The 26,122-nt window shown below is 69.4% G+C and carries 25 protein-coding genes; 13 read left to right on the forward strand and 12 right to left on the reverse strand.

Annotation, left to right across the window (positions count from 1 at the left end; translation table 11 throughout):
- Positions 1-47 precede the first annotated feature (47 nt).
- The 3 genes from cydB to hisC all read right to left on the reverse strand — a co-directional run bounded on the left by cydB (position 48) and on the right by hisC (position 3,951).
- Entirely contained in the window at positions 48-1,052 is a 1,005-nt protein-coding gene (gene cydB, locus OIE49_RS18055) for a cytochrome d ubiquinol oxidase subunit II (RefSeq protein ID WP_326803223.1), read from the reverse strand.
- Between the two features lie 20 nt (positions 1,053-1,072).
- Positions 1,073-2,581 (reverse strand): cytochrome ubiquinol oxidase subunit I, encoded by a 1,509-nt coding sequence (locus OIE49_RS18060; RefSeq protein ID WP_326803224.1) that lies wholly within the window; start codon positions 2,579-2,581, stop codon positions 1,073-1,075.
- Between the two features lie 290 nt (positions 2,582-2,871).
- Positions 2,872-3,951, reverse strand: coding sequence for a histidinol-phosphate transaminase (hisC, locus tag OIE49_RS18065; protein WP_326803225.1), 1,080 nt, complete (start codon positions 3,949-3,951; stop codon positions 2,872-2,874).
- Between the two features lie 421 nt (positions 3,952-4,372).
- Here hisC and OIE49_RS18070 point away from each other — a divergent pair, with 421 nt between their 5' ends.
- From OIE49_RS18070 to OIE49_RS18080, 3 genes are all read left to right on the forward strand, one after another.
- On the forward strand, positions 4,373-5,485 hold the full coding sequence (locus tag OIE49_RS18070; protein ID WP_100570486.1) for a LacI family DNA-binding transcriptional regulator: 1,113 nt from the start codon (positions 4,373-4,375) through the stop codon (positions 5,483-5,485).
- Between the two features lie 333 nt (positions 5,486-5,818).
- Positions 5,819-6,916 carry a metallophosphoesterase gene (locus OIE49_RS18075; RefSeq protein WP_326803226.1) on the forward strand — a complete coding sequence of 366 codons (1,098 nt, stop codon included), beginning with the start codon at positions 5,819-5,821 and terminating at the stop codon, positions 6,914-6,916.
- Positions 6,917-7,098: 182 nt separating this feature from the next.
- Positions 7,099-7,959, forward strand: coding sequence for a hypothetical protein (locus OIE49_RS18080; protein WP_326803227.1), 861 nt, complete (start codon positions 7,099-7,101; stop codon positions 7,957-7,959).
- 126 nt (positions 7,960-8,085) lie between these two features.
- On the opposite strand, the gene thiC is transcribed toward OIE49_RS18080, so the two are convergent.
- The gene (gene thiC, locus OIE49_RS18085; protein WP_100570489.1) at positions 8,086-9,918 is read right to left on the reverse strand and encodes a phosphomethylpyrimidine synthase ThiC; all 1,833 of its coding nucleotides are present in this window, start codon (positions 9,916-9,918) and stop codon (positions 8,086-8,088) included.
- 241 nt (positions 9,919-10,159) lie between these two features.
- On the opposite strand from thiC, the gene OIE49_RS18090 reads away from it, so the two are divergent.
- Positions 10,160-11,650, forward strand: a complete 1,491-nt coding sequence (locus tag OIE49_RS18090) for a YibE/F family protein (protein ID WP_326803228.1) — start codon at positions 10,160-10,162, stop codon at positions 11,648-11,650.
- Between the two features lie 111 nt (positions 11,651-11,761).
- Here OIE49_RS18090 and OIE49_RS18095 read toward each other — a convergent pair whose 3' ends face one another.
- The 4 genes from OIE49_RS18095 to OIE49_RS18110 form a co-directional block, all read right to left on the reverse strand.
- Positions 11,762-12,199 (reverse strand): SsgA family sporulation/cell division regulator, encoded by a 438-nt coding sequence (locus OIE49_RS18095; protein ID WP_100570491.1) that lies wholly within the window; start codon positions 12,197-12,199, stop codon positions 11,762-11,764.
- Positions 12,200-12,294: 95 nt separating this feature from the next.
- A complete protein-coding gene (locus tag OIE49_RS18100) occupies positions 12,295-13,194 on the reverse strand; it encodes an IclR family transcriptional regulator (RefSeq protein ID WP_383730209.1) in 900 nt (299 codons plus the stop codon).
- Positions 13,195-13,390: 196 nt separating this feature from the next.
- Entirely contained in the window at positions 13,391-13,603 is a 213-nt protein-coding gene (locus OIE49_RS18105) for a DUF5326 family protein (RefSeq protein WP_326803230.1), read from the reverse strand.
- 178 nt (positions 13,604-13,781) lie between these two features.
- Complete coding sequence (locus tag OIE49_RS18110; RefSeq protein ID WP_100570493.1) at positions 13,782-14,099, reverse strand: cupin domain-containing protein; 318 nt, start codon at positions 14,097-14,099, stop codon at positions 13,782-13,784.
- 48 nt (positions 14,100-14,147) lie between these two features.
- On the opposite strand from OIE49_RS18110, the gene OIE49_RS18115 reads away from it, so the two are divergent.
- The 7 genes from OIE49_RS18115 (at position 14,148) to OIE49_RS18145 (ending at position 19,582) form a co-directional block, all read left to right on the forward strand.
- The gene (locus tag OIE49_RS18115) at positions 14,148-14,525 is read left to right on the forward strand and encodes a phage holin family protein (RefSeq protein WP_100570494.1); all 378 of its coding nucleotides are present in this window, start codon (positions 14,148-14,150) and stop codon (positions 14,523-14,525) included.
- 97 nt (positions 14,526-14,622) lie between these two features.
- Complete coding sequence (locus OIE49_RS18120; RefSeq protein WP_326803231.1) at positions 14,623-15,813, forward strand: cystathionine gamma-lyase; 1,191 nt, start codon at positions 14,623-14,625, stop codon at positions 15,811-15,813.
- A 235-nt stretch (positions 15,814-16,048) separates the two neighbouring features.
- Positions 16,049-16,954: a LysR family transcriptional regulator gene (locus tag OIE49_RS18125; protein WP_326803232.1), complete on the forward strand. Its 906-nt coding sequence runs from the start codon at positions 16,049-16,051 to the stop codon at positions 16,952-16,954.
- Between the two features lie 116 nt (positions 16,955-17,070).
- Entirely contained in the window at positions 17,071-17,553 is a 483-nt protein-coding gene (locus OIE49_RS18130) for an NUDIX domain-containing protein (protein WP_100570497.1), read from the forward strand.
- A gap of 91 nt (positions 17,554-17,644) precedes the next feature.
- A complete protein-coding gene (locus OIE49_RS18135; protein WP_234375709.1) occupies positions 17,645-18,520 on the forward strand; it encodes a GNAT family N-acetyltransferase in 876 nt (291 codons plus the stop codon).
- Positions 18,521-18,626: 106 nt separating this feature from the next.
- Positions 18,627-19,091 (forward strand): MarR family winged helix-turn-helix transcriptional regulator, encoded by a 465-nt coding sequence (locus tag OIE49_RS18140; RefSeq protein ID WP_100570499.1) that lies wholly within the window; start codon positions 18,627-18,629, stop codon positions 19,089-19,091.
- 38 nt (positions 19,092-19,129) lie between these two features.
- Complete coding sequence (locus OIE49_RS18145) at positions 19,130-19,582, forward strand: GNAT family N-acetyltransferase (protein ID WP_326803233.1); 453 nt, start codon at positions 19,130-19,132, stop codon at positions 19,580-19,582.
- Between the two features lie 89 nt (positions 19,583-19,671).
- Here OIE49_RS18145 and OIE49_RS18150 read toward each other — a convergent pair whose 3' ends face one another.
- Positions 19,672-21,057: a serine hydrolase domain-containing protein gene (locus tag OIE49_RS18150; protein ID WP_326803234.1), complete on the reverse strand. Its 1,386-nt coding sequence runs from the start codon at positions 21,055-21,057 to the stop codon at positions 19,672-19,674.
- A gap of 233 nt (positions 21,058-21,290) precedes the next feature.
- On the opposite strand from OIE49_RS18150, the gene OIE49_RS18155 reads away from it, so the two are divergent.
- The gene (locus OIE49_RS18155; RefSeq protein WP_326803235.1) at positions 21,291-21,857 is read left to right on the forward strand and encodes a dihydrofolate reductase family protein; all 567 of its coding nucleotides are present in this window, start codon (positions 21,291-21,293) and stop codon (positions 21,855-21,857) included.
- A gap of 123 nt (positions 21,858-21,980) precedes the next feature.
- Here OIE49_RS18155 and dnaB read toward each other — a convergent pair whose 3' ends face one another.
- Positions 21,981-23,459: a replicative DNA helicase gene (dnaB, locus tag OIE49_RS18160; RefSeq protein WP_100570503.1), complete on the reverse strand. Its 1,479-nt coding sequence runs from the start codon at positions 23,457-23,459 to the stop codon at positions 21,981-21,983.
- A gap of 460 nt (positions 23,460-23,919) precedes the next feature.
- On the opposite strand from dnaB, the gene OIE49_RS18165 reads away from it, so the two are divergent.
- The gene (locus OIE49_RS18165) at positions 23,920-25,257 is read left to right on the forward strand and encodes an MATE family efflux transporter (RefSeq protein WP_326803236.1); all 1,338 of its coding nucleotides are present in this window, start codon (positions 23,920-23,922) and stop codon (positions 25,255-25,257) included.
- Between the two features lie 138 nt (positions 25,258-25,395).
- Here the strand turns inward: OIE49_RS18165 and rplI are convergent, their stop codons facing one another.
- Positions 25,396-25,842, reverse strand: a complete 447-nt coding sequence (gene rplI / locus OIE49_RS18170) for a 50S ribosomal protein L9 (RefSeq protein ID WP_326803237.1) — start codon at positions 25,840-25,842, stop codon at positions 25,396-25,398.
- A gap of 18 nt (positions 25,843-25,860) precedes the next feature.
- Positions 25,861-26,097, reverse strand: a complete 237-nt coding sequence (rpsR, locus tag OIE49_RS18175) for a 30S ribosomal protein S18 (protein ID WP_100570506.1) — start codon at positions 26,095-26,097, stop codon at positions 25,861-25,863.
- Positions 26,098-26,122 lie beyond the last annotated feature (25 nt).

Raw genomic sequence — 26,122 nt, forward strand, 5'->3', positions numbered from 1 at the left:
CTTCGGCCCCGAGGGTGTGTTTCACGTGAAACACACCCTCATCGGACTCAGTGCGCGGGTTCGGCGAGGTGCTGCGTGCCGATCCGCTTGCGGAACACCCAGTAGGTCCACCCCTGGTAGAGCAGGATGATCGGCATGGCGATCCCGGCGCACCAGGTCATGATCTTCAGGGTGTACGGGCTGGACGAGGCGTTGGTGACCGTCAGGCTCCAGTCCGGGTTGAGCGTGGACGGCATGACGTTCGGGAAGAGCGACAGGAACAGCATCGCCACGGCGGCCACGATGGTGACGCCCGACAGCGCGAACGCCCAGCCCTCACGCTTCGCCTGGCTCGCCGCCAGCGCGGACACCAGAGTGACCACCGCCACGACGAGCGCCACCAGACTCCTGCCGTTGCCCGTGTGAGCCTGGGTCCAGAGCAGGAAGGCCAGCGCCGCCACGGCCGTCAGCAGCCCCACGCGCAGGGCCAGCTTCCGCGCCCGCTCGCGGATGTCACCGACGGTCTTCAGGGCCGTGAACACCGTGCCGTGGAAGGTGAACAGCGTCAGGGTGACCAGGCCGCCGAGGAGCGCGTAGGGGTTGAGCAGGTCTCCGACCCCGCCGACGTACTCGAAGTTCCGGTCGATCTTCACACCGTGCACGATGTTGCCGAAGGCCACGCCCCACAGGAAGGCGGGGATCAGCGAGCTCCAGAAGATCGCGTTCTCCCAGTTGCGCTGCCAGTTCTCCTCGGGCCGCTTGACCCGGTACTCGAAGGCGACTCCGCGCACGATCAGGCAGACCAGGATCACGAGCAGCGGCAGGTAGAAGCCGGAGAAGAGGGTGGCGTACCACTCCGGGAAGGCGGCGAAGGTGGCGCCCCCCGCCGTGAGCAGCCAGACCTCGTTACCGTCCCAGACCGGGCCGATGGTGTTGATCAGCACCCGCTTCTCGGGCCGGTTCCGGGCCAGCAGCTTGGTGAGGATGCCGACCCCGAAGTCGAAGCCCTCCAGGAAGAAGTAGCCGGTCCACAGGACGGCGATGAGGACGAACCAGACGTCGTGCAGTTCCATGGCTGTGCAGCTCCCTCGGCCTAGTACGAGAAGGCCATCGGCTTGTCGGCGTCACGCTCGTCGCCGCCGATCTTCGTGGGCGGGTTGAGGTCGGCCTCCGTCAGCTCGGGCGGGCCGGCCTTCACGTACTTCGCCAGCAGCTTGACCTCGATCACGGCGAGGACGGCGTAGAGCAGCGTGAAGACGGTCATCGAGGTGAGGACCTCGCCCTGGGAGACACCGGGGGAGACCGCGTGCCGGGTCTGCAGCACGCCGTAGACGACCCACGGCTGACGGCCCATCTCGGTGAAGATCCAGCCCCAGGAGTTGGCGATCAGCGGGAAGGCCAGCGTCCAGATCGCGATGCGCCAGTACCAGGTGGTCAGCTTCGGGCTGAGCGCCTTGTTCGGCAGCAGCACCAGACGGGGCACCTCGTCGTCGCCGACCCGCAGATGCCGCGGCAGCAGGAACTTCTTGCGGGTCAGCCACAGTCCGGCGAGGCCGATGGCGAAGGACGCCATGCCGAACCCGATCATCCAGCGGAATCCCCAGTACGCGACGGGGATGTTGGGCCGGTAGTCGCCGGGCCCGAACCGCTCCTGCTCGGCCTTGTTGACGTCGTTGATGCCGGGGACGTGGGAGGTGAAGTCGTCGTTGGCCAGGAAGGAGAGCAGGCCGGGTATCTCGATGGCCACCGTGTTGTGGCCCTTGTCCACATCGCCGTAGGCGAAGACCGAGAACGGCGCCGGCGCCTGTCCGTCCCACAGCGCCTCGGCCGCGGCCATCTTCATCGGCTGCTGCTTGAACATGACCTTGCCGAGGACGTCACCGCTGACCGCGGTGAGCAGGCCGGCGATGACGACCGTGACCAGGCCGAGCCGCAGCGAGGTCTTCATCTCGCGCACGTGCTTCTTGCGGGTGAGGTGGTAGGCGGCGATGCCGACCATGAAGGCGCCACCCGTCAGGAAGGCGGCCGAAAGCGTGTGGAAGGCCTGGCTGAGCGCCGTGTTCTGGGTCAGCACCGCCCAGAAGTCGGTGAGTTCGGCGCGGCCCTTGGCCTCGTTGATCCGGTAGCCGACGGGGTGCTGCATCCAGGAGTTGGCCGCGAGGATGAAGTACGCCGACAGGATCGTGCCGAGCGACACCATCCACATGCAGGCCAGGTGGATCCTCTTGGGCAGCTTGTCCCAGCCGAAGATCCACAGTCCGATGAACGTGGACTCGAAGAAGAACGCGATCAGTGCCTCGAAGGCGAGCGGGGCACCGAAGATGTCGCCTACGAAGCGCGAGTAGTCCGACCAGTTCATGCCGAACTGGAACTCCTGCACGATGCCGGTGACCACGCCCATGGCGATGTTGATCAGGAAGAGCTTGCCCCAGAACTTGGTGGCCCTGAGGTACTTCTCCTTCTCTGTGCGCACCCAGGCGGTCTGCAGTCCGGCCGTCAGGGCGGCCAGCGAGATCGTCAGGGGAACGAACAGGAAGTGGTAGACGGTCGTGATGCCGAACTGCCAGCGCGCCAGTGTCTCCGGCGCCAACGCCAGGTTCACGTCGTCACTCTCCTTACGTCACCGCGGTCACGGCGGCGGTTGATCCCGATGTGACCTGCACAACAGGCAACAATCGGCTCGCTTGTGAACGCGTTCACATTCACAAGCAATTATGACCCACCGATTTCCAGACGGGGAAGGGGGTCCCCCCAGAACCCGGGGGGACCCCCTTCTCGCGCGCTCCCACGTCGGCTTCGGCCGGCCGAGGACCGACTCGTCTCCGACCGGATCAGGCCCGACCCGGATCAGGCGCAACCTGATCAGTCCTGACCGGATCGGACATGGCCGGATCAGATCTCCTTGCGGAACGCCTCCGCCGTCTTCAGGAAGATGTCGTTCGCCTCGGCCTCCCCGACGGTCACCCGCACGCCCTCACCCGGGAACGGCCGGACCACCACGCCGGCCCGCTCGCAGGCCTCGGCGAAGGGGACCGTCCGCTCCCCCAGCCGCAGCCACACGAAGTTGGCGTGCGTCTCGGGCACCGTCCAGCCCTGTGCGCGCAGCGCGTCGACCACCCGGTTGCGCTCGCAGACCAGCGAGCCGACCCGGCCCAGCAGCTCGTCCTCGGCGCGCAGCGAGGCGATCGCCGCCTCCTGCGCGAGCTGGCTGACTCCGAACGGCACGGCCGTCTTGCGCAGCGCCGCCGCGACCGGCTCGTGGGCGATGGCGAAGCCGACACGCAGCCCGGCGAGGCCGTACGCCTTCGAGAACGTGCGCAGCACGCAGACGTTCGGCCGGTCGCGGTAGAGCATCACGCCGTCCGGCACCTCGGCGTCGCGGATGAACTCGCGGTAGGCCTCGTCCAGGACCACCAGTACGTCGGATGGCACGCGGTCGAGGAACCGTTCCAGCTCGGCCCGCCGCACCACCGTGCCGGTCGGGTTGTTCGGGTTGCAGACGAAGATCAGACGCGTGCGTTCGGTGATCGCGTCCGCCATCGCGTCCAGGTCGTGCACGTCACCGGGCGTCAGCGGGACCTTCACGGAGGTCGCCCCGCTGATCTGCGTGATGATCGGGTACGCCTCGAAGGACCGCCAGGCGTACATGACCTCGTCGCCGGGGCCGCTGGTGGCCTGGATCAGCTGCTGGGCGACACCGACAGAACCGGTGCCCGTGGCCACGTGCGAGGCCGGCACGGCGAAACGCTCGGCCAGCTCGTTGGTCAGGCCCGTGCACGCCATGTCCGGGTAGCGGTTGAAGGCGGCGGCGGCCGTCGTCACCGTCTCCATGACCCCCGGCAGCGGCGGGTAGGGGTTCTCGTTCGAGGACAGCTTGTACGCCACTGGACCGCCGGCCGCGGCGGGCTTCCCCGGCTTGTAGGTGGGGATACCCTCCAGCTCAGCACGCAGCTTCGGGCTTGTCTCGCTCACCGCAGTCCTCCTCGTGACCACCACCGGCATCCAATACTGCACACCTTAAGAGGATTGGGCGCCGCTGCGTATGGGTCGGCGACCATCACCTCGCGCGAGGGCCGGCCGCGTCCGTCACACCGACATCGACGGCACGCCCGTACGAAGACGTACGAATTGGGGGGCGCGTCACACATATATCTACGCGCCGGTGGCTTGCGCCGTGGCGCGCATCCCCCGTGCAGGTGAGTTGAGACCTCTTCGAGACATCGAGGGCTCGACAGGTCCATGCGTGCCGCCGGGTCACGTCCTAACATGAAACTGGGCAACTGACATGGTTTCAAAGGCGCTTGGACCCGAATGGCCATGCAGAAACGTGCCTGTCAACGGTTGCATATGCGTCCGCACTACCCCACCGCAAGAGCCCTACTATCGGCTCGCCATGACAGCAGCAGGGAAGCACCAGGTGAGCCGCGCGGAAACCTCACGCCGAGGAAGCCGGCCGGGCCGGGCGGGCATCAGAGACGTGGCCGCCGCCGCCGGAGTCTCCATCACGACCGTCTCCGACGCCCTCAACGGCAAGGGACGGCTCCCCGACGCCACCCGGCGCCATGTCCGCGAGGTCGCCGACCGGCTGGGGTACCGCCCCTCGGCCGCGGCCCGCACGCTCCGTACCGGCAAGTCCGGCCTCATCGGCCTGACCGTGACCACGTACGGGGATGAACCTTTCACCTTCACCGAGTTCGCGTACTTCGCCGAGATGGCCCGCGCCGCCACCTCGGCCGCGCTCGCCCGCGGCTACGCCCTCGTCATCCTGCCCGCGACCTCGCGCCACGACGTGTGGTCGAACGTCGCCCTGGACGGCACGGTCGTCATCGATCCCTCCGACCAGGACCCCGTCGTCAGCGAACTGGTGCGGCAGGGCTTACCGGTGGTCAGCGACGGCCGCCCGGCCGGGGCGCTCCCGGTCACCGCCTGGGTCGACAACGACCACGAAGCCGCCGTCCTCGGCATCCTCGACCACCTCGCCGAGGCCGGCGCCCGCCGCATCGGCCTGCTCACCGGCACCACGACGGACACCTACACCCACCTGTCGACGACCGCCTACCTCCAGTGGTGCAAGCGCGTCGGCCAGGACCCGGTGTACGAGGCCTACCCCGCCCACGACCCGTGCGCGGGCGCCGTCGCCGCCGACCGGCTGCTGGCCCGCCCCGACCGGCCCGACGCCGTCTACGGGCTGTTCGACCCCAACGGCACCGACCTGCTCGCCGCCGCCCGCCGCTACGGCCTGCGCGTCCCCGACGACCTGCTGCTGGTGTGCTGCAGCGAGTCCACGGTGTACGCCAGCACCGAGCCGCCCATCACCACGCTCTCCCTGAAGCCGCGCCGGATCGGCACGGCGGTCGTCCAGCTCCTCATCGACGCCATCGAAGGGGTCGAGTCGGACCAGCCGGTCGAGCAGGTCATACCGACCGAGCTGATCGTGCGCACCTCGTCGCAGCGACGCACCCAGCGCAGGACGGTCAGCCCGCCCCGCGCGTCGGAGGACCGCTAGGGTCTTTCGTTTGGATCAGGCCGGATCAGGGAGCGGTGCCAGGGTCCGCGAGCCCGGCATGATCCAAACGAGAGGCCCTAGGGCACGGTGGCCGCCGTGCCGCGTAGGACACGAGTGACCCCGCGAGCGCCCGGGACTCGGGTGGCCGCGGGACCGCCGAAGACTGCCCAATCGGGGCGAAAGCCACGGTGAACCGGAGTCCAGTCCCGATTCACCACCCCTGGGTCATCACATGGCGCGATCCGCGTTCCTATGATGGGCCCACGACACCGCGGGCCGCTGCGACCAGGCAGTCCGAAGCGGTGCACAGGCGGCGCGATGGTGGAGGGGTCGATGACTCAGGGGGCCGGTCAGGGACCCGAGGTGGAGCGGACGGCTACGCTGCGCGACTTCCGGGTCCCCGCGTACGTGAACGAGGCCGGCCCGTATGCCCACGGCACGCATCCCGCCGAGACGGCCCGGCCGGCCGACAAAGCCACCGCGGCGCCCAAGGAGGGCTACTCGGCCGCGTACACGCCCACCGAGCGCGACCTGCCGGTCATCAAGCGCGGTGACACGCTTCAGGCGGCGGTCGACCCGGCCTCCGCTCCGACCCGGCAGTCCGCCGCCGCCCCGGGCCCCCTCTACGTCGTCGGTGACGTGCACGGCTACCTCGACCAGCTGGTCGCCGCGCTCCAGGCCAAGGGACTCGTCGACTCCGCCGGCCAGTGGTGCGCGGGCACCGCGCGGCTGTGGTTCCTCGGCGACTTCACCGACCGCGGCCCGGACGGCATCGGCGTCATCGACCTCGTGATGCGGCTGTCCGCCGAGGCGGCCGCGGCCGGCGGCTACTGCAAGGCCCTCATGGGCAACCACGAGCTGCTGCTGCTCGGCGCCAAGCGGTTCGGCGACACCCCCGTCAACTCCGGCGCGGGCACCGCGACCTTCCAGGCGGCCTGGCTGCTCAACGGCGGCCAGAAATCCGACATGGACCGCCTCCAGGACCACCACCTGCAGTGGATGGCGCGTCTCGACGCCGTCGAGGCCGTCGACGGCTACCTGCTCGTGCACTCGGACACCACCTCCTACCTCGAGTACGGCGCCTCGATCGAAGAGGTCAACGACACCGTCCGCGAGACGCTCACCCGCAACGACGTGAACGAAGTCTGGGAGCTGTTCCGCAAGTTCACCAAGCGCTTCTCCTTCCGCGACGAGGGCGGCTCCGACGCCGTACGCTCCCTGCTCGATACGTACGGCGGCACCCGCATCGTTCACGGCCACAGCCCCATTCCCTATCTGCTGGGCGAAGTCGGCGCCGAGGAGGGCGAGGAGTCCGCGGGTCCGGTCGTGGAGGGACCGCACGTCTACGCCGACGGACTCGCCATCGCGATGGACGGTGGCGTGACCATGGCCGGGAAACTGCTGGTCGAGCAACTGCCCCTCGGCATCTGACCGTTCACCGGGCAGCCCGCCCCGCGGAGACGACCGCGCAGGTCGCCACCCAATTTGTGGAAACCCCCTGTCACCGCGCGCCGTCACGGCTCTACCATCGGCTTATCCGTAGCAGGCTCCCCTCCGTTTCTGCCCGACGGCTCGCCGCCATGCGAGCCCCAAGCCCTACGGAGCATCGGGGGATGCACATGAACAGCGTTCCGCAGCACCTGCTGAGCGAGGACCGCCAGGAATACGAGCGGATCCTCGATGAGGCGCTGCGCTCCGCCCCACACCACCCGGAACCGGCCGCTGCCGGGCAGCGGCTCAACTCGGAACAACTGCGCACCATGGCGCTGAGCGCCACCGCAGTCATAACGGCGGCCGCGGCGACCGAGTACCACCACTACGTCAAGCTCCGGGAGGAACTGCGGCGGCCGGCGCCGGACGTCCCGTCCTCCCTCACCGGGGCCGGCTCGGCGGAGCCGGGCGGGCCGGTCCGACTGGCCGCCACCATGGGCGAGACCGCCGAGACCCACGGCGCGGGCGCGGGCGCCGTCGTCGCGGTGCTCGCCCCCGTCCTCGCCGGCACCGCAGCGGCCCTCTTCCTGCTCCTCGGTTACCTCCTGAGGATGCTGGACCCGGACCAGGCGTTCGCCCAGTCCATGATCACGGTGGGCTGGGTGTTCGGCGCCCTGACCGCGGCCGCGATCCTCGCCGCCGCGGCCGGGCTGCTGCTCACCGCGCTGCGCAACCGCCCCTCGCTCGACAGCGGCGCCTACGCCGAACTGGGCGAGGAGGTGGCCCAGGCGAGGGAGGCCTGGCAGGAGGCCCTGCTCGAACGGGGCATCCTGCCATTCCTGCGCGAGGCGCTCGCCGACCCCCGCTCCCCCTCGCCGGGGTATGCGGGCCCGGCGGCACCGACCGGCCGCATGCCGCAACTCGGCTACGACCGGCCAGGTTTCAGCAGCCCGGACGACGGAGCCCCGACCCGCCGCCCGCGCTTCTCCAGCCCCGACTTCAGCAGCCCGGACTTCGGAGGCCCGGAACACCAGCCGGAGTGACCGCCACCGGAGTCTCTCCCCGAGGCGACGCTCTCGTCCTCGCCCCCACCCGCGGCGGGGGCACGTCCCGAGAGCGACCGGAGCGGTGCCCTTGCCCACTCACGGAGAGCACCGCCCCGCCTTGCGTCAGTCGGCGATCGGCAGGTACACCCGGTTCCCCGCCTCCGCGAACTCCTTCGACTTCTGCAGCATGCCCTCGGCGATCTCCTCCGCCGTGGCACCCTCGGCCGCCGCACCGCCGAACCGCTCTGTGATGCTTTGGCTGATCTTCATCGAGCAGAACTTCGGGCCGCACATCGAGCAGAAGTGGGCCGTCTTGGCGGGTTCCGCCGGGAGGGTCTCGTCATGGAACTCCCGTGCCGTGTCCGGGTCGAGGGCGAGATTGAACTGGTCCTCCCACCGGAACTCGAAGCGGGCGTCGGACAGCGCGTCGTCCCACTCCTGGGCGCCCGGGTGCCCCTTGGCGAGGTCGGCCGCATGGGCGGCGATCTTGTAGGTGATGACGCCGGTCTTGACGTCGTCGCGGTTGGGCAGGCCCAGGTGCTCCTTGGGCGTGACGTAGCAGAGCATCGCCGTGCCCCACCAGGCGATCATCGCCGCGCCGATGCCGGAGGTGATGTGGTCGTACGCCGGTGCGACGTCCGTCGTCAGCGGGCCGAGCGTATAGAACGGAGCCTCATCGCAGATCTCCTGCTGAAGGTCGATGTTCTCCTTGATCTTGTGCATCGGGACGTGTCCCGGGCCCTCGATCATGGTCTGTACGTTCAAACGCCTGGCGATCCGGCCGAGTTCCCCGAGCGTGCGCAGTTCCGCGAACTGGGCCTCGTCGTTGGCGTCCGCGATCGAGCCGGGCCGGAGCCCGTCGCCCAACGAGTAGGTGACGTCGTAGGCGGCGAGGATCTCGCAGAGCTCCTCGAAGTTCTCGTAGAGAAACGACTCCTTGTGGTGCGCCAGGCACCAGGCGGCCATGATCGAGCCGCCGCGCGAGACGATGCCGGTCTTGCGGTTCGCGGTGAGCGGCACATGGGCGAGGCGCACCCCGGCGTGGACGGTCATGTAGTCCACGCCCTGCTCGGCCTGCTCGACGACGGTGTCCTTGTAGATCTCCCAGGTCAGTTCCTCGGCCCTGCCGTCCACCTTCTCCAGGGCCTGGTAGAGCGGGACCGTGCCGATGGGGACGGGGGAGTTGCGCAGCACCCACTCCCGGGTGGTGTGGATGTTGCGGCCGGTGGAGAGGTCCATGACCGTGTCGGCGCCCCAGCGGGTCGCCCACGTCATCTTCTCCACCTCCTCCTCGATGGAGGAGGTCACCGCGGAGTTGCCGATGTTGGCGTTGACCTTCACCAGGAACCGCTTGCCGATGATCATCGGCTCGATCTCCGGGTGGTTGACGTTGGCCGGCAGCACCGCACGGCCTGCCGCGATCTCCTCGCGGACGGTCTCGGGAGCGACGTTCTCCCGGATGGCCACGAACTCCATCTCCGGAGTGATCTCCCCGCGCCGCGCGTACCCGAGCTGTGTCACGGCTCGGCCGTCACGGCCGCGGCGGGGCTGGCGCGGCCGTCCGGGGAACACCGCGTCGAGGTTGCGCAGACCGCCGCGCGGCGAGGTGTGCTTGATTCCGTCGTCCTCGGGGCGGACCGGACGACCCGCGTAATCCTCGGTGTCGCCGCGGGCCACGATCCAGTTCTCCCGCAACGGCGGCAGGCCCCTGCGGACATCGGTGCCGACGAGCGGATCGGTGTACGGGCCGGAGGTGTCGTACAGCGTGACCGACTGCCCGTTGGTGAGGTGCACCTGACGGACCGGCACCCGCAGATCGGGCCGTGAGCCCTCCACGTAGCCCTTGTGCCAGCCGATGGACTTCCCGGCCTCCTCGCCGGAAGCGGCGGAAGCGATCTGCTCCGCGCCGCCGGGGATCTGCTTGGAGGCAGGCGTGCGTACGTCCTTGTTGGTCATGAGACCTACTCCCTACGCCGGCATTACCCGGTAACAGGTTCGGCGGTCGACGCAGCGGTGTCCGTCTGTCGGCGTCTCGTGTGAAACATCGCACGTTCCACGTGAAACATCGCGAAGACGGAGGTCAGCGCCCTCTCAGCCCGGTGCTCCGAGCTCCCGCGTGTGCAAAGGTGCCACCACGCTAGCGTCCATTGTGGCGCGGTGAACAGTGGGCCTGTCCCGTTCTTGCGATGATCGGGCGGTGACCACGACAGAGCGGTTCCCCCATCCACCGCCCGAACCCCGGCGCGAACAGGACTTCCGGCACGGCCAGGAAGCCACCGGTACGAGCCATGGGCACGGCGCTGGTACCGGCCACGGGCACGGCCCCGCGACCGGCGGCGGACACGGCCCGGGGAACGACCACGGGCACGGCCCGGGGAGCGGCGGCGGACACGGGCACAGTCACAGCCACGGGCCCGCCGCACCCGTGTCGAAGCACCTCCGCAAGGTGATCGCCGCGATCCTGATTCCGTTCGCCGCCCTGGTGGTGGCCGGACTCGCCGTCCTGTGGCCGGGCGGGGCCCCGTCGCACGAGCGCACCGGCGTCGGCTTCGACCGGCAGACCCAGCAGGCCACCGTCGTCGAGGTGCTCGAGGTCAGCTGCGGGTCGGTGAACGCCTCCGGGGACACACCGACCGGTGACACCTCCACCGCCGAGGGCTCCTCCGCCCAGCAGCGGCAGTCCGGCGCCTGCAAGAAGGCCACGATCCGGGTGGATACCGGCAACGACAAGGGCCGTACCTTCACCGAGATCGTGCAGCCCGACCAGTCCCGGCAGCTGCACCAGGGCGAGAAGGTCGTGGTCGCCTACGAACCCTCGGCACCCAAGGACCTGCAGTACTCGGTCACCGACGTCGACCGGCGCTTCCCGATGGCGCTGCTGGCCGGTGTCTTCGCACTCGCCGTCGTGGTCGTCGGGCGGATGCGGGGCGTCATGGCGCTGGTCGCGCTGGCCATCAGCTTCCTGGTGCTGAACCTCTTCATCCTGCCCGCGGTCCTTCAGGGATCGAACCCACTGGTCGTGGCGGTGGTGGGGGCCAGCGCCATCATGCTGATCGCGCTGTACATGTGCCATGGCCTGTCCGCACGTACCTCGGTCGCGGTACTCGGCACGCTGATCTCGCTGATGCTGATCGGCTTTCTGGGCTCCCTGTTCATCGGCTGGGCCGCGCTGACCGGCAACACCGACGACAGCACCGGGCTGATCCACGGCCTGTATCCGTCGATAGACATGAGCGGCCTGCTGCTCGCCGGTGTCATCATCGGCTCGCTCGGCGTCCTGGACGATGTGACGGTGACCCAGACCTCGGCGGTCTGGGAGCTGCACGAGGCCAACCCCGCGATGGGCCGGCGCGAGCTGTACCGCGCGGGCATCCGCATCGGACGCGATCACATCGCCTCCGTCGTCAACACCCTCGTCCTCGCGTACGCGGGTGCGGCGCTCCCCCTGCTGCTGCTGTTCTCCATCGCGCAGAGCGGTGTGACGACCGTCGCCACCAGTGAACTCGTCGCGGAGGAGATCGTGCGCACGCTGGTGGGCTCGATCGGCCTGGTCGCCTCGGTGCCGGTCACCACTGCGCTGGCGGCACTCGTGGTCTCGGCCGACCGTCCGGGACTGATGGAGCCCGCGGCACCGGCCGCCCTGCCCGCTCCGGCGCGCGGCGCAAGGGGCAGGCGCCGCAGGCGCTGACGCGGGGCCAGGGGGCCGTCTGCCTCCCGGGCGACCGGTGAAGCGTTCCTGCACGCCCTGACGCCGTGACGAAGCGTTACGGCAGCGCTCGTGTCCCCCTGCCGCGAGGTCTCAGCCCGCGCTCTGTTCCTCCGCCAGGATGCGGTCCAGTGCTTCGTCGAGGTGGGCGTCGAAGTCGGCCAGCGCGCCCTCCTGCCCCAGGGGCACCAGCTTGTCCGTACGGTCCAGGAACGCCACCAGGGGCGCCGTCGAGGAGCGGAACAGCGCCCGGTCGCCACCGACCTGAAGCCGGATCAGGACCTCGCTCAGCGAGTCGCGGCCGGCCGGTGAGATGCGCACATCGCCGTCCCCGCACGGGGTCCCCACCCCGTCGATCAGCAGTTCCCGTCCGAACACCCAGGTCACCGGGGCGTCTCCGGGCAGATGAAAGGTCAGCCGTACGGCATAGGGATCACTGGTCTCGTACCGCAACTCCACCGGGATGCGGAAGGAGAGCTCCTCGGACACGAGAAAACTCATCATGACCTCTGCCTGTACGGACTCGCGCATCGCTACCCCGGTGTTTGCCGTCGACTGGCCGGGAATCCTTCCCGTGACTGGTGCATCTTGCTGAACGTACACACCAGATCACAAGGAGTGAGTTTTCAGATACTGATAGAGAGCGCCAGAGAGCCCAGACGCCGTCCGACCTCGCGTTGCAACTGGCGCGCGGCCGGCAGCAGCCGGTCCGCCTGGTGGGCCGGCAGGGAGAGGGCCATCGCGGCCGCCGTGGTGCCCACCGTGATGGGGATCGCAGCGCAGACCGTCCCCAGCGCGTACTCCTGCCGCTCGGTCACCGGTTCCATCGGCCGGATGCGCTCCAGACGCCGCAGCACCGAGTGGCCGTCACGGACCGTGTACGGGGTGAGGGACTGCACGGGGTAGCGGTCCAGATGGTCGCGGCGGGCCCTGTCGTCCAGTTGGGACAGCAGGCACTGGCCGACCGCGTGCGCGTGCCCGGTCTCGCGGAAGCCGGCCCATTCCTCGACCGCCGGGGCGGCCGCGGTGGCGGAGACGCACATGAGCTCGATCTCGCCCTCGCGGTACATCGCGTAGTACACCGGGGCACCGATGGAGTCCCGCCACTGGGCGAGCGCCTCGACGATCGTGCTGCGACGTTTCTGCGCCGCTCCGCTGCTGCTCAGTCGTTCAGCGGCCTCGCCGAGGAAGAACAGGCCCCGGTCGCGGCGCAGATAGCCCTCATGGACGAGGGTGCGCAGCAGGTGGTAGGCGGTGGGCAGAGCCAGGCCCGTCTCACGGGCGAGCTGTTTCGCGGGCGCTCCGTGCTCGTGCCGCGCGACGGTCTCCAGCAGGCGCATCGCGCGCTGCACGGACCCGATGAGGGTCGGGGGCTGCTGGGGCCGTGGCTGCTCCGGGACCGTGGCTCCGGGCCGTTCCACGGGGGCCGACGAACGCGGTTGTGCCGGGAGGGCCGTCGAGCGGGACGGCCCCCGGGGTGCGGGCGGCGCGTGCCGTTCTGCGGGTGCGGTGTCAGCCGTGGCCAAGGGGTCACTCCCGTAGCGCGAGGGGGCAGCCGTGCGGGAACACGATGGGGGGTGTGCGCGCCCGCGGGGGACGGCCCCCGCGTCGATCTCCGGACCCTATCCGCCTGTCACCGCACACGGACGGCTTGTCCGCGAAACTTCCCTCCCGCGAGGGAACCGGCGATTCCCGTTACCGGCCACCGGTTGCCCCTGACACTCACCAGTCGCTGCGCGAGGACGAACCCGTCAGGAACTTCCGCACGATGTAGATCAGCCCGCCGACAAGGGCCACGAAGATCAGCACCTTGAACAGCAGCCAGACCACGAAGCCGATCACGCTCGCTATCACGCCACCGAAGACGACCAGAGCGATGACGGGCACCGCGATCCACTTCACCCACCACGGCAGACCCGCGAAGATCTCTCGCATTGCCCTCGTCCTCATCTCTCCGCCGGCTCGGGGCCGGGTCCTGTCGGCGGCCCGCACTCCCCGGTGCGGACCCTGCCGGTGTTCTGCGTTCGATGCTAGAGCCGGGAGGGCGCCCGCGGGGCCCTCGCACCCCTTGTCCTGCCCTGACCGGTCCCCTAGGGAACCCCGAGACGCCGCCTCAGGCTTCCGGGGGAGAGAACACCACCAGGACCCGCAGATCCTCGCTGATGTGATGGAACTTGTGGGCGACTCCGGCCGGTACGTACACCACGCTGCCGCGGGCCACCTCGGTCGTCTCCAGACCGACCGTGATGGAGGCGCGGCCGCTGACGACGAAGTACACCTCGTCCTGGTTGTGCGGCTTCTGCGGGTCCTGCCCGCCCGCGTCGAGCGCGTACAGACCGACCGACATGTTCCGCTCACGCAGGAACTGAAGGTAGGCGCCCTCGTTGGCGGCTCGTTCCGTCTCCAGTTCGTCCAGCCGGAATGCCTTCATCGTCCTCGCCCGTACTAGTAGTCGATCTGGTCTGCCACGATCAGACACATGAAGAATTTCGTAGTCAAGACGATCGCCAACGCGGGCGCCCTGGCGGTCGCCGTGTGGGTGCTCGACAAGATCACCCTGACCGGGGACAACACCGCCAAGAAGGCCGGCACGCTGATCGTCGTCGCCCTGATCTTCGGGCTGGTGAACTTCCTGGTCAAGCCGGTGGTGAAGGTACTGACCTTCCCGTTGTTCATCCTCACACTGGGCCTGATCACCCTCGTGGTCAACGCGCTGATGCTGCTGTTGACGTCGTGGGTGTGCGGCAAGCTCCATCTGAGCTTCCACGTCGACGGCTTCTGGACGGCCGTCCTGGGCGGTCTGATCGTCTCGGTCGTCTCCTGGGCGCTGAACCTGGTCCTGCCGGACGAGGACTGACCCGAGGGGCCGAGGAAGCACCCCCGAGCAGGAAGTGGGCGGCGGGCCGCGCTCGGCCCACCGCAGAACGAACAGCAGGCGAAGGAAGGCAGGCGGCATGAACGACTCCGCTGCGGACGACCGGAACGGCACGCGGGAGCAGCCCCGTTTCCCCACCGGCACGGGTGACGGAACACGTGCGGTGCGGGCCGGGCTGCCCGAGCCGGTCAAGCACGAACCGACGCTTCCGGGGCCGGTGTTCGCCGCCCACTTCCATCTGCCGGGCGACCCCACGGGCCCCTACACCTACGGCCGCGACGAGAACCCGACCTGGACGCTGCTGGAGCGCGCCATCGGCGAACTGGAGGCACCCGGGCAGGACGGCGTCGAGACGCTGGTGTTCGCCTCCGGCATGGCCGCCATCTCGTCGGTGCTCTTCTCCCAGCTGCGCACCGGGGACACGGTGGTGCTGCCCAGCGACGGCTACCAGGCGCTGCCCCTGGTGCGCGAGCAGCTTCAGGAGTACGGGATCGAGGTGCGCACGGCACCGACCGGCGGGGACGCCCAGCTCGACGCGCTGGACGGGGCACGGCTGCTGTGGATCGAGTCGCCGTCGAACCCGGGGCTGGACGTGTGCGACATCCGGCGGCTGGTCGAGGCGGCACACGCGCGTGGCGCCCTGGTCGCCGTCGACAACACGCTGGCGACCCCGCTCGGGCAGCGGCCGCTGGCACTGGGCGCGGACTTCTCCGTGGCCAGCGGCACCAAGCAGCTCACCGGGCACGGCGACATCCTGCTGGGATACGTCGCCGGCCGCGGCGGCGAGGCCACGGCGGCCGTACGCCGCTGGCGCAAGATCGTCGGCGCGATCCCGGGGCCGATGGAGGCCTGGCTCGCCCACCGATCGATCGCCACCCTGCAACTCCGCGTCGACCGTCAGAACACCTCCGCCCTCACTCTCGCCGAGGCGCTGCGCGGACGGCCGGAGGTGACCGGGCTGCGCTACCCCGGGCTGCCCGACGACCCCTCGCACAGGACCGCCGCACGGCAGATGCGGCGCTACGGGTGCGTGGTGTCCTTCACGCTGCCCACGCGTGCGCGTGCCGAGCGTTTCCTCGACGCGCTGCGGCTCGTGGACCCCGCGACGAGCTTCGGCGGGGTGCGCTCCACCGCCGAGCGACGCGGACGCTGGGGCGGCGACGCGGTGCCGGAGGGCTTCATCCGGATGTCCGTCGGCGCCGAGGACCCCGAGGACCTGGTGGCGGATGTACTGCGGGCGCTGGAGGAGTCGGCGGAGCCGGCCGGCTGACGCTTCGCGGGCACCGCCCGCTGCCGCCCGCTTCCATCCACGCAGGGCGGACGGTCCGAGCCTCCCCCCTCGTGGCTCGGACCGTCCTCGGTTCCGCGCGCAAGAACCGCGCGAACAAGGCTAGTTGACTCTCCGTCAGTGTCCAATCACGGTAGCGACAGAGACCTATCGACATATTTATAGTTGGGCGGGGCCGGGGGGCCGCACGAAAGGGCACCAAGAGGGGTGGGCGTGCATGGATCTGGCATTGCTGCGCACGTTCGTGACCGTGCACCGCGCGGGCTCCTTCACCCGCGCCGCGGCGCTCCTCGGTCTCTCCCAGCCGGCCGTCACCTCACAGATCCGCACGCTGGAACGGCAGTTGGGACGTCCCCTGTTCCTGCGCAGGGCCCGTGGTGTGACGCCCACGACCATCGGCGACGAGCTCGCGCACAAGGCCGCGCCACACCTGGACGCACTCGTGGAGATCACCGAGTCCGACCTCGACGAAGAGTCCTCCCTGCGCACGCTGCACCTGGCCGGGCCGCCGGAGTTCGTCGCGGAACGGGTCCTGCCCGCACTGACCGGACTGACCGGCGACGACGGACAGGGCTTCGCGCTGCGTACCTCCTTCGGGACCGCCGAGGAGATCCTGGACGGACTGTCCGCCGGACATCACGATCTGGCCATCAGCACGGCCCGGCCCCGAGGCGGACTGCTCACGGCGGCTCCGCTGTGCGACGAGGAACACGTCCTGGTCGCCGCTCCGCGCTGGGCCGAGCGGATCACCCCGGCGACACCACGTCGCACGGTCGCGCCCGCCCTGGAGACCGTCCCCGTGATCGAGGTTCACGAGTCGCTCCCCTTCACCTCCCGCTACTGGGGCTCGGTCTTCGACGCCCGGCCCGCGGCGTCCGGCACAGTGATCGTCCCCGATCTGCGCGCGGTCCTCGCCTGCGTGGTCGCCGGCGCGGGGCTCGCGGTGCTGCCCCGGTATCTGTGCGCCGCAGCCCTGAGGCGGGGCGAGATCGTGCCCCTGCACGAGCCGGCGGTACCGCCGCTGCGCACCTACTTCCTCGCGGTCCGCGCCGGAACGCTGGCGATGCCGCACATCGCGCGGGCCCACGAGTGGCTGCTGCGGGCGGCCGCCACCTGGTACTGAACGAACTGGTACTGAGTGAAGAAGAGTGCGGCTACTGGACGAGGGAGGAGAGCGCGGCGTGAGACCGAAGCGGCGTGCGATGTTTCACGTGGAACCAGCCGGGCCACATTTCTCCCATGACCGTCCGACCCGTGGTCAAGCGCACCGCCCGCGCCGTTCTCCTCGACGGTGACGACCTGATCCTGATCAAGCGCACCAAGCCCGGTGTCGATCCCTACTGGGTCACTCCCGGCGGCGGGGTCGAGCCCGGGGACGCGACTGTCGTCGACGCCCTGCACCGCGAGGTGCACGAGGAACTCGGCGCCAAGATCATCGATGTCGTGCCCTGCTTCGTGGACACCGTGGAGCACATCGGCGAGGACGGCGGCGCGACCGGTGTGAAGGTGCAGCACTTCTTCGTCTGCCGGCTGGAGTCCATGAACCTTTCCCAGCGGCATGGCCCGGAGGTGGACCAGCCCGCCGGGGAGTACGAGATCGTGCGTGTGCCGTTCACACGGGTCGGCATCGCCTCCGTCCACCTCGTCCCACTGTCCCTGCGCCACTACCTGGACGGGAACATCGAGGGCGTGCGGGCCATGCACGCTCCCGACCTGGGCTGAGGGCACCGGTCGGTCCGGCATGGCCAAAAGCACGTACGTGTGGTCCCAAACGGGTGGACGCCGAGGGGGTCCTTCGGACAGCCTGACCTGCGTGTCGACTCCTTCCTCCGCGCGTTTCCCCATCCGCCGCCTGACGCTTCGCGATCTCACCGCCTGCGCCGACTTGTCCGAGAACCGGGGATGGCTGCGGGAGGAGCACAAGTGGAGCTTCCTCCTGACGGCCGGTACGGGCTACGGCATCGACGACCCGGACGGAGGACTCGTCGCCACGTGCGTCGTGAGCGAGTACGGACCGCAGGGCCGTCCGGATCTCGGCGCCATCGGCATGGTCCTGGTCGCCGAACGACATGCCCGCCAGGGAATCGGACGGCGGCTGATGCGCCATGTCGTCTCGACGATGGGCAGCACCCCCCTGACTCTCCATGCGACACCGTTCGGCCGCCCGCTCTACGAAGAGCTGGGCTTCAAGGTCACGGGCAGGGCGGAGATGGTGGTCGGGCACTTCACGCCGGACGGGCCGGATGAGCCACGATCCCGTATCGCCACACGCGCGGCCACCGCGGCGGACCTCGCGGGCATCCTCCGGCTCGACGAGGAGGTGTTCGGCGTCGACCGGACCCCGGCCGTCACGCGACTGCCCGCGTTCGCCGACCAGTTGCGCGTCGCCGAGGAGCGCGGCCGGATCATCGGGTACGCGGCGGCCTGGCCCAACATGGACACCCATGTGGTGGGCCCCCTGATCGCCCGGGACACGGAGACGGCCAAGGCTCTGATCGCCTCCCTCGCCGCCGGAACCGACCGCCGGCTGCGCACCGACATCGACGTGCGTCACAAGGAGCTGCTGGCCTGGGTTACGGAACGCGGGCTGGCCCCGGTGTTCGGCAACGACGTCATGATGTACGGCGTCGCGGAGCCGCCCGGGGACTGGACCCGCCGCTTCGCTCCGCTCACCGTCGCGGCGGGCTGAGGGACGAGGCCACTCGATTGTTGCATGCGCGCCATATCTTTGAAGGCGGTCTATTGCTGTGCTGCTCTATCCTGGACGCAGCCGCTCCGGGACGGAGGAGACGCCCATGACAGCGACGGACCCCGCGCTCACCGCCCTGGCCCAGGGCTGGTCGGCGCTCGCCCTGTTGCACGGCGGGATCGAGACGCGCATCGAGCGCGCCCTTCAGGCCGGGCACGATCTGAGCGTGCGCGAATACTCCCTGCTCGACGTGCTCAGCCGGCAGCACGACGGTGAGGGCGGCCATCTGCAGATGAAGCAGGTCGCGGACGCGGTCGTCCTCAGCCAGAGCGCCACCACCCGACTGGTCACCCGGCTCGAGGACCGCGGTCTCCTGGAGCGCTACCTGTGCCCCACCGACCGTCGCGGCATCTACACCAACGTCACCGAAGCCGGCCTCAAGCTCCTGGCGGAGGCCCGGCCGACCAACGACGGGGCTTTGCGCGAGGCACTCGACGAAGCTGCGAAGAACCCGGAGCTGGCACCACTGGTCCGGGCCGTCGAGTCCTTGCACGCCACCGCCCCGGCATAGTCCCGGCGCGAGCCGGATCGCCGCATAGGGTGCGGGCCATGGAAGATCTCGCCATACGAGCCGCAGCCGCCGCCGACGTCCCCGCCATCGTGGCCATGCTCGCGGACGACCCGCTGGGGGCGCGGCGCGAGTCCCCGGACGACCTCGCGCCCTACCTGGCCGCGCTGGAGCGGCTCAGCGCCGATCCCCACCAGCACCTGGTGGTCGCCGAGCGCGAAGACCGCGTCGTCGGCACACTCCAGCTCACGATCATTCCGGGCCTGTCCCGGCGCGGCTCCACCCGGTCGATCATCGAAGCCGTCCGCATCCACGCGGACGAGCGCGGCAGCGGGCTGGGCACGCGACTCATCGAGTGGGCCATCGACACCTCTCGGCGTGAGGGCTGCCAGTTGGTCCAGCTCACGTCGGACAGGACGCGCACCGACGCCCACCGCTTCTACGAGCGCCTGGGGTTCGAAGCCTCACACCTGGGTTTCAAGCTCCAGCTGTGAGCACTGTGAGCACGTGAAGACCAAACACGCCGAGGGGCGGGCGTTTCACGTGAAACGCCCGCCCCTCGGATCGTGGAGGACTTCCGGGCTTATCCGATGCCTCGCCATCCCTCCGGGTCGACGCCGCCGGGCACGGAAGCCTCTACGTCGTACGGCTGACGCGTGAACACGAACGACCCGAGGTCCAGATGGTCCACGGACCCGTCCGGCCGCCGCACCACCCGCAGCACCTCGCCGGCGTAGTAGCCCTCCAGCCCCGTCCAGGTGCCGTCACCGTTCGCCCGGAACCGTGAACGACGGCCGTTGCCGGACAGCGGCTCCAGCGAGGCGAGCCCGTCGGCCGTCAGCCGCAGGCCGAACCCGTACGTCCCCCAGTACCACTGTCCCGCCAGTTCCAGCACCGACGGCTCGTCCTTCCGCAGCGGCCGCCAGGGCTCCGGGATCCGCGGCTCGGCGTCGGCGACGATCCCCACGAGGTCGGCCGCCACCGCGGCAAGCGCCGGCCCGGACGTGCAGTTCGCCAGCACCACCGCGGCCACGTCGTCCTCCACGCCGATGGTGAGCGAGGCCAGAAAGCCCGGGAGCGACCCGCCGTGTCCGACCAGAAGCCGCTCGCCCCACCGCCGCACCTCGAGCCCCAGGCCGTACGCGTACCCGGACGCCACATCCGCCGCCTCGGGCGGAGCCGCCGGAGTCCTCATCTCCCGAAGCGACTCGGCGCTCAGCACCCGGTCGTCTCCCTGGACCAGGAAGACGGCGAAGCGCGCCAGATCCCCCGTCGTGGACCACAGTTGCCCGGCCGAAGCCATGCGCCCGAGGTCCTCGGCGGGTTCGGGCAGCATCACGTCGGCCCAGGGGTGCACCGCCCAGCCCCCCGCGTGCGGCGCCTCGGGACGGGCACCCGTGCGGTCCAGGCCCAGGGGTTCGAGCACTTCCCGCCGAAGGACGTCCTCCCAGGGAGCGCCCCGCAGTTCCTCGACGAGCGCGCCCAGCAGGGTGTAGCCGGGATTCGAGTAGTGGAACCGCCGGCCGGCCGGATGGCGCAGCGGCTCCTCGCCCAGCACATCGGCCAGCTCGGGCCGCAGGACCCCCGGCGACCTCTCCCACCAGGGCGCCGGCGACTCGGCGGCCAACCCGCTCGTGTGCGCCAGCAGTTCGGCTACGGTCGCCTCCCCCACGCCGGTGCCCGGCAGATGCTTCTCCAGCGGATCCCCGAGGTCGAGCAGGCCCTCGTCGCGCAGCCGCAGAACAAGCACGGCGGTGAAGGTCTTGGTGATCGAGCCGATGCGGTACTGCGTGTTCTGATCCGGTGCGTGTCCGTCCACCGACGTCCGCGCACCGTGCCAGACCGTCCGCCCCTCCCGGACGACCGCCGCGACGAGCGACGGCGCCCGCCCCTCGGCCTGGGCCACGGCGATCCGGTGCAGCAAAGCCCGGCGAGTACCGGGAAGCAGGTCATCCTGAAATGTCGTCATGCCCACAGTCCACCCGGAGAGTCGGGCACACGTCGAGCACATTTTTCCGCACGGCCGCGAAGAGCCACGCTCGGCCGGACCGCGGCCGCGCAGGGTCTCGCCGCTCATGACATGTCGATCTTGCGCGACCTGGGCATTCCTGGCTGTCTCAGGCGAACCCAGATCGCGCACCGATGAGTTTCCCGCGCCGCACTGGTCTATACGCCGGACACCCACGAACGGAAGGCTGGGCCATGCGGAAACTGATCTACGGCATGAATCTGACCCTGGACGGCTACATCGCCGCGGCCGGCGACGACATCGGCTGGAGCGGACCGCCGAGCCACGAGCTGTTCCAGTGGTGGCTCGACCACGAACAGGCGAGTGGCCTGTCGCTGTACGGGCGCAAGCTGTGGGAGACGATGAGCTCCTACTGGCCGACCGGCGACCAGCAGCCCAACACCACCCCGGCGGAGATCGAGTTCGCGCGGAACTGGCGGGACACGCCGAAGGTGGTGTTCTCCTCGACGATCGACAAGGTCGACTGGAACACCCGCCTGGTCACCGGCGACGCGATCGCCGAGATCACCCGGCTCAAGGCCGAGGACGGCGGCCCAATGAACATCGGCGGCGCAACGCTCGCCGGGGCGGCCATGCGCGCCGGGCTGATCGACGAGTACGTGATCGCCGCCCATCCGGTCCTGGTGGGCGGCGGCACGCCGTTCTTCACCGCGCTGGACAGCTGGGTGAACCTGAACCTGGTGGAGACACGGACGTTTCCCGGCGGCGTGGTCCTGACCAGGTACGAGACGAGGCGCTGAGCAGCTTCCCGCTGTCTCACGGCGGCTTGACCTGCCAGTCTCAGATTCGTGTCGGATATGCCATCGCTTGGCCATCGCTCGTGAGATTTGGCCACGAAATCTGAGACCCTACAAGCCGCCCGATCAGGTCTGTGCCATGTCCACGAAGCGTGAGTAGTGGCCCTGGAAGGCGACCGTGATGGTCGCGGTCGGGCCGTTGCGGTGCTTGGCGACGATCAGGTCGGCCTCGCCGGCGCGCGGTGACTCCTTCTCGTAGGCGTCCTCGCGGTGCAGCAGGATGACCATGTCGGCGTCCTGCTCGATGGATCCGGACTCACGCAGGTCGGAGACCATCGGCTTCTTGTCGGTGCGCTGCTCGGGGCCACGGTTGAGCTGGGAGAGCGCGATGACCGGGACCTCCAGCTCCTTGGCCAGCAGCTTGAGGTTACGGGACATGTCCGAGACCTCCTGCTGCCGGCTCTCGGCACGCTTGGAGCCGCCGGACTGCATCAGCTGGAGGTAGTCGATCACGACCAGCTTGAGGTCGTTGCGCTGCTTCAGGCGCCGGCACTTGGCCCGGATCTCCATCATCGACAGGTTCGGGGAGTCGTCGATGTAGAGCGGAGCTGCCGAGACGTCGGGCATCCGGCGGGCCAGCCGCGTCCAGTCCTCGTCGGTCATCGTGCCCGAACGCATGTGGTGCAGGGCGACCCGGGCCTCGGCGGACAGCAGACGCATCGCGATCTCGTTGCGCCCCATCTCCAGCGAGAAGATGACGCTGGGCAGGTTGTTCTTGATCGACGCCGCCCGCGCGAAATCCAGCGCGAGCGTCGACTTGCCCATCGCGGGGCGCGCGGCGATGACGATCATCTGACCCGGGTGCAGTCCGTTCGTCAGCGAGTCGAAGTCGGTGAACCCGGTGGGCACACCGGTCATCTCCCCGCTGCGCGAGCCGATCGCCTCGATCTCGTCGAGCGCGCCCTCCATGATGTCGCCCAGCGGCAGGTAGTCCTCGCTGGTCCGCTGCTCGGTGACCGCGTAGACCTCGGCCTGGGCTCGGTTGACGATCTCGTCGACGTCGTCGTCGGCTGCGTATCCCATCTGGGTGATGCGCGTACCCGCCTCGACCAGGCGGCGCAGGATCGCACGCTCATGGACGATCTCGGCGTAGTACGCGGCGTTCGCCGCCGTCGGCACGGTCTGCACGAGCGTGTGCAGATACGAGGCGCCACCGACCTTGTTGATCTCGCCGCGCCTGGTCAGCTCGGCGGCGATGGTGATGGGGTCGGCCGGCTCGCCCTTGGCATAGACGTCGAGGATCGCCGTGTAGATCGTCTCGTGGGCCGGCTTGTAGAAGTCGTGGCCCTTGAGGATCTCCACCACGTCGGCGATGGCGTCCTTGGACAGGAGCATGCCACCGAGCACCGACTGTTCGGCGTCGAGGTCCTGTGGAGGAACGCGTTCGAAGGCGGAGCCCCCGTCGTCCCACGCGCCGTTCTCCCGGCCGCGGTCGTGCTGGTCGTCCCGGCCGCGGTCCGTGTCGGGGCGGCGGCGGGAGGCGGGCAGACGATCACTTGGGCCGCTGTCGGCCCACGGGTCGTCCAGGGGCTCGGAAATGCTCACCGAGCAGCCTCCTCCCGTCCGCCGAGCGGACCTCGCCGTGCCCCTCTGTTGTACGGGACGGCACTGACAAAATGAGAGGCCCAACTCCGCTTCAGGCGCGTCAGGTTTATGACGCTTTGGAAGCCGGCGGACGGAGCGGGCGCCGGACCACGGTAGGGCCCAGAACGGCGTCAGCCAATCTGGTTATCCACAGGCCATGTGGACGACGGCCCCGATGCTGTGGAGAACTCGGCGAAACCTGTGCACGAGCCGGTGGACAGCCCTGTGAAAAAGCCCTCGGCGTCACCCACAGACCTCTTCTGACCTGCCACTTTCCCATCCACCGGCTGTGCAGAAGAAAAACTTTCCCAGTCGGACCAAGATCGCCTCGAACGGTACGCACAAGCGAACGCCATCAAAGCTCAAGTAAGGACTGCAAGAGCTTTGCATCTCTTACCTGTGGACGATTACATTGGTGCTCATGACACAGGCCCCCGCACGCCGCCCGGCCACCCGGCGCCGGCACGACCGAGAGATCGTCGCGCTGGCCGTACCGGCCTTCGGCGCGCTCGTCGCCGAGCCCCTTTTCGTGATGGCCGACAGCGCGATCGTCGGCCATCTCGGCACGGCGCAGCTCGCCGGACTCGGCATCGCCTCGGCCCTTCTGACCACCGCCGTCAGCGTCTTCGTCTTCCTCGCCTACGCCACCACGGCCGCGGTCGCCCGCCGCGTCGGCGCGGGCGACATCCCGGCAGCCATCCGCCAGGGCATGGACGGCATCTGGCTGGCGCTGCTGCTCGGGGCCGCCGTCATCGCGGTGGTCCTGCCCACCGCGCCCGTCCTGGTGGACCTCTTCGGCGCCTCGCCGACGGCGGCGCCGTATGCGACGACCTATCTGCGCATCTCCTCACTCGGCATTCCGTCCATGCTCGTCGTGCTGGCCGCGACCGGAGTCCTTCGTGGACTTCAGGACACACGGACACCGCTGTATGTGGCCATCGCCGGGTTCGTCGCCAACGGCGTCCTCAATGTCGGGCTCGTCTACGGCGCCGGACTCGGCATCGCGGGCTCGGCCTGGGGCACCGTCATCGCCCAGTGCGGCATGGCGGCGGTCTATCTCTGTGTGGTCGTCCGTGGAGCGCGTCGGCACCATGCCTCCCTGCGGCCCGACCGGGCCGGAATCAGGGCATCGGCACAGGCCGGTGCCCCGCTGCTCGTCCGTACGCTCTCCCTGCGGGCGATCCTGATGATCGCCACGGCCGTGGCGGCCCGCCTCGGCGACGCGGACATCGCCGCCCACCAGATCGTCCTGTCCCTGTGGAGCCTGCTCGCGTTCGCCCTCGACGCCATCGCGATCGCCGGGCAGGCCATCATCGGCCGCTACCTCGGCGCCGACGATCCCCAGGGCGCTCGCGAGGCCTGCCGGCGCATGGTGCAGTGGGGGACAGCCGTCGGATTCGCCCTCGGGCTCCTGGTGCTCGTGAGCCGACCGCTCTTCCTGCCGCTGTTCACCAGTGACGCCCTCGTCAAGGACACGGCACTGGGAGCGCTGCTTCTGGTGGCGCTCTCCCAGCCGATCTGCGGCGTGGTCTTCGTCCTGGACGGTGTGCTGATGGGTGCGGGAGACGGACCGTATCTCGCCGGGGCCATGCTGGTGACCTTGGCGGTCTTCACACCCGTGGCGTTGCTCGTGCCCGTGCTGGGCGGCGGACTCACCGCGCTCTGGGCTGCCATGACGTTGATGATGGCGGTGCGGATGCTGACGCTCTGGCTGCGTTCCCGCTCGGGCCGCTGGATCGTCACGGGAGCGGCACGCTGAACGTTTCACGTGAAACACCACGGCCTGCCAGGTTTCACATGAAACACCGTTGCCCGGGCCGTTGACTCAGCCACGCGGAAAGGGCCGCATCCTCGACGGATACGGCCCCTTCCAACTGCTCAAGCAGAGCGGAACGCCTTACGCGGCGACAACCTCGATGTTGACCTTGGCGGCAACCTCGGGGTGCAGACGCACGGACGTCTCGTGACCGCCCAGGGACTTGATCGGCGCGCCGAGCTCGATGCGGCGCTTGTCGACCTCGGGACCGCCGGCAGCCTTGATCGCCGAGGCGACGTCGGCCGGGGTGACGGAACCGAACAGGCGGCCGGAGTCGCCGGAGCGAACGGCCAGGCGGACCTTAACGCCCTCGAGCTGGGCCTTGATCTGGTTGGCCTGCTCGATGGTCTGGATCTCGTGGATCTTGCGAGCACGACGGATCTGCTCGACGTCCTTCTCGCCGCCCTTGGTCCAGCGAATAGCGAACTTCCGCGGGATCAGGTAGTTGCGAGCGTAGCCGTCCTTGACGTCCACGACGTCGCCCGCGGCACCGAGGCCGGAGACCTCGTGGGTGAGGATGATCTTCATGTGTGGCTCACCCTTCCCTTAGCGCGCAGTGGAGGTGTAGGGCAGCAGCGCCATCTCACGGCTGTTCTTGACGGCCGTGGCGACGTCACGCTGGTGCTGCGTGCAGTTGCCGGTCACGCGACGGGCACGGATCTTGCCGCGGTCGGAAATGAACTTCCGCAGCATGTTCGTGTCCTTGTAGTCCACGTACGTGACCTTGTCCTTGCAGAATGCGCAGACCTTCTTCTTAGGCTTGCGCGGAGGCGGCTTCGCCATGGTGTTTCTCCTGTGTGATCAAGAA

It is taken from the genome of Streptomyces sp. NBC_01788 (genome assembly GCF_035917575.1).
In the GTDB taxonomy this organism is placed as follows: domain Bacteria; phylum Actinomycetota; class Actinomycetes; order Streptomycetales; family Streptomycetaceae; genus Streptomyces.

Excerpts from the sequence above, each read along its gene's own strand:
- cydB (WP_326803223.1), bottom strand. The coding sequence starts at position 1,052 with ATGGAACTGCACGACGTCTGGTTCGTCCTCATCGCCGTCCTGTGGACC.
- OIE49_RS18070 (WP_100570486.1), top strand. The coding sequence starts at position 4,373 with ATGACAGCAGCAGGGAAGCACCAGGTGAGCCGCGCGGAAACCTCACGC.
- OIE49_RS18075 (WP_326803226.1), top strand. The coding sequence starts at position 5,819 with ATGACTCAGGGGGCCGGTCAGGGACCCGAGGTGGAGCGGACGGCTACG.
- OIE49_RS18080 (WP_326803227.1), top strand. The coding sequence starts at position 7,099 with ATGCACATGAACAGCGTTCCGCAGCACCTGCTGAGCGAGGACCGCCAG.
- thiC (WP_100570489.1), bottom strand. The coding sequence starts at position 9,918 with ATGACCAACAAGGACGTACGCACGCCTGCCTCCAAGCAGATCCCCGGC.
- OIE49_RS18095 (WP_100570491.1), bottom strand. The coding sequence starts at position 12,199 with ATGCGCGAGTCCGTACAGGCAGAGGTCATGATGAGTTTTCTCGTGTCC.
- OIE49_RS18105 (WP_326803230.1), bottom strand. The coding sequence starts at position 13,603 with ATGCGAGAGATCTTCGCGGGTCTGCCGTGGTGGGTGAAGTGGATCGCG.
- OIE49_RS18110 (WP_100570493.1), bottom strand. The coding sequence starts at position 14,099 with ATGAAGGCATTCCGGCTGGACGAACTGGAGACGGAACGAGCCGCCAAC.
- OIE49_RS18115 (WP_100570494.1), top strand. The coding sequence starts at position 14,148 with ATGAAGAATTTCGTAGTCAAGACGATCGCCAACGCGGGCGCCCTGGCG.
- OIE49_RS18120 (WP_326803231.1), top strand. The coding sequence starts at position 14,623 with ATGAACGACTCCGCTGCGGACGACCGGAACGGCACGCGGGAGCAGCCC.
- OIE49_RS18125 (WP_326803232.1), top strand. The coding sequence starts at position 16,049 with ATGGATCTGGCATTGCTGCGCACGTTCGTGACCGTGCACCGCGCGGGC.
- OIE49_RS18130 (WP_100570497.1), top strand. The coding sequence starts at position 17,071 with ATGACCGTCCGACCCGTGGTCAAGCGCACCGCCCGCGCCGTTCTCCTC.
- OIE49_RS18140 (WP_100570499.1), top strand. The coding sequence starts at position 18,627 with ATGACAGCGACGGACCCCGCGCTCACCGCCCTGGCCCAGGGCTGGTCG.
- OIE49_RS18145 (WP_326803233.1), top strand. The coding sequence starts at position 19,130 with ATGGAAGATCTCGCCATACGAGCCGCAGCCGCCGCCGACGTCCCCGCC.
- OIE49_RS18150 (WP_326803234.1), bottom strand. The coding sequence starts at position 21,057 with ATGACGACATTTCAGGATGACCTGCTTCCCGGTACTCGCCGGGCTTTG.
- OIE49_RS18155 (WP_326803235.1), top strand. The coding sequence starts at position 21,291 with ATGCGGAAACTGATCTACGGCATGAATCTGACCCTGGACGGCTACATC.
- OIE49_RS18165 (WP_326803236.1), top strand. The coding sequence starts at position 23,920 with ATGACACAGGCCCCCGCACGCCGCCCGGCCACCCGGCGCCGGCACGAC.
- rplI (WP_326803237.1), bottom strand. The coding sequence starts at position 25,842 with ATGAAGATCATCCTCACCCACGAGGTCTCCGGCCTCGGTGCCGCGGGC.
- rpsR (WP_100570506.1), bottom strand. The coding sequence starts at position 26,097 with ATGGCGAAGCCGCCTCCGCGCAAGCCTAAGAAGAAGGTCTGCGCATTC.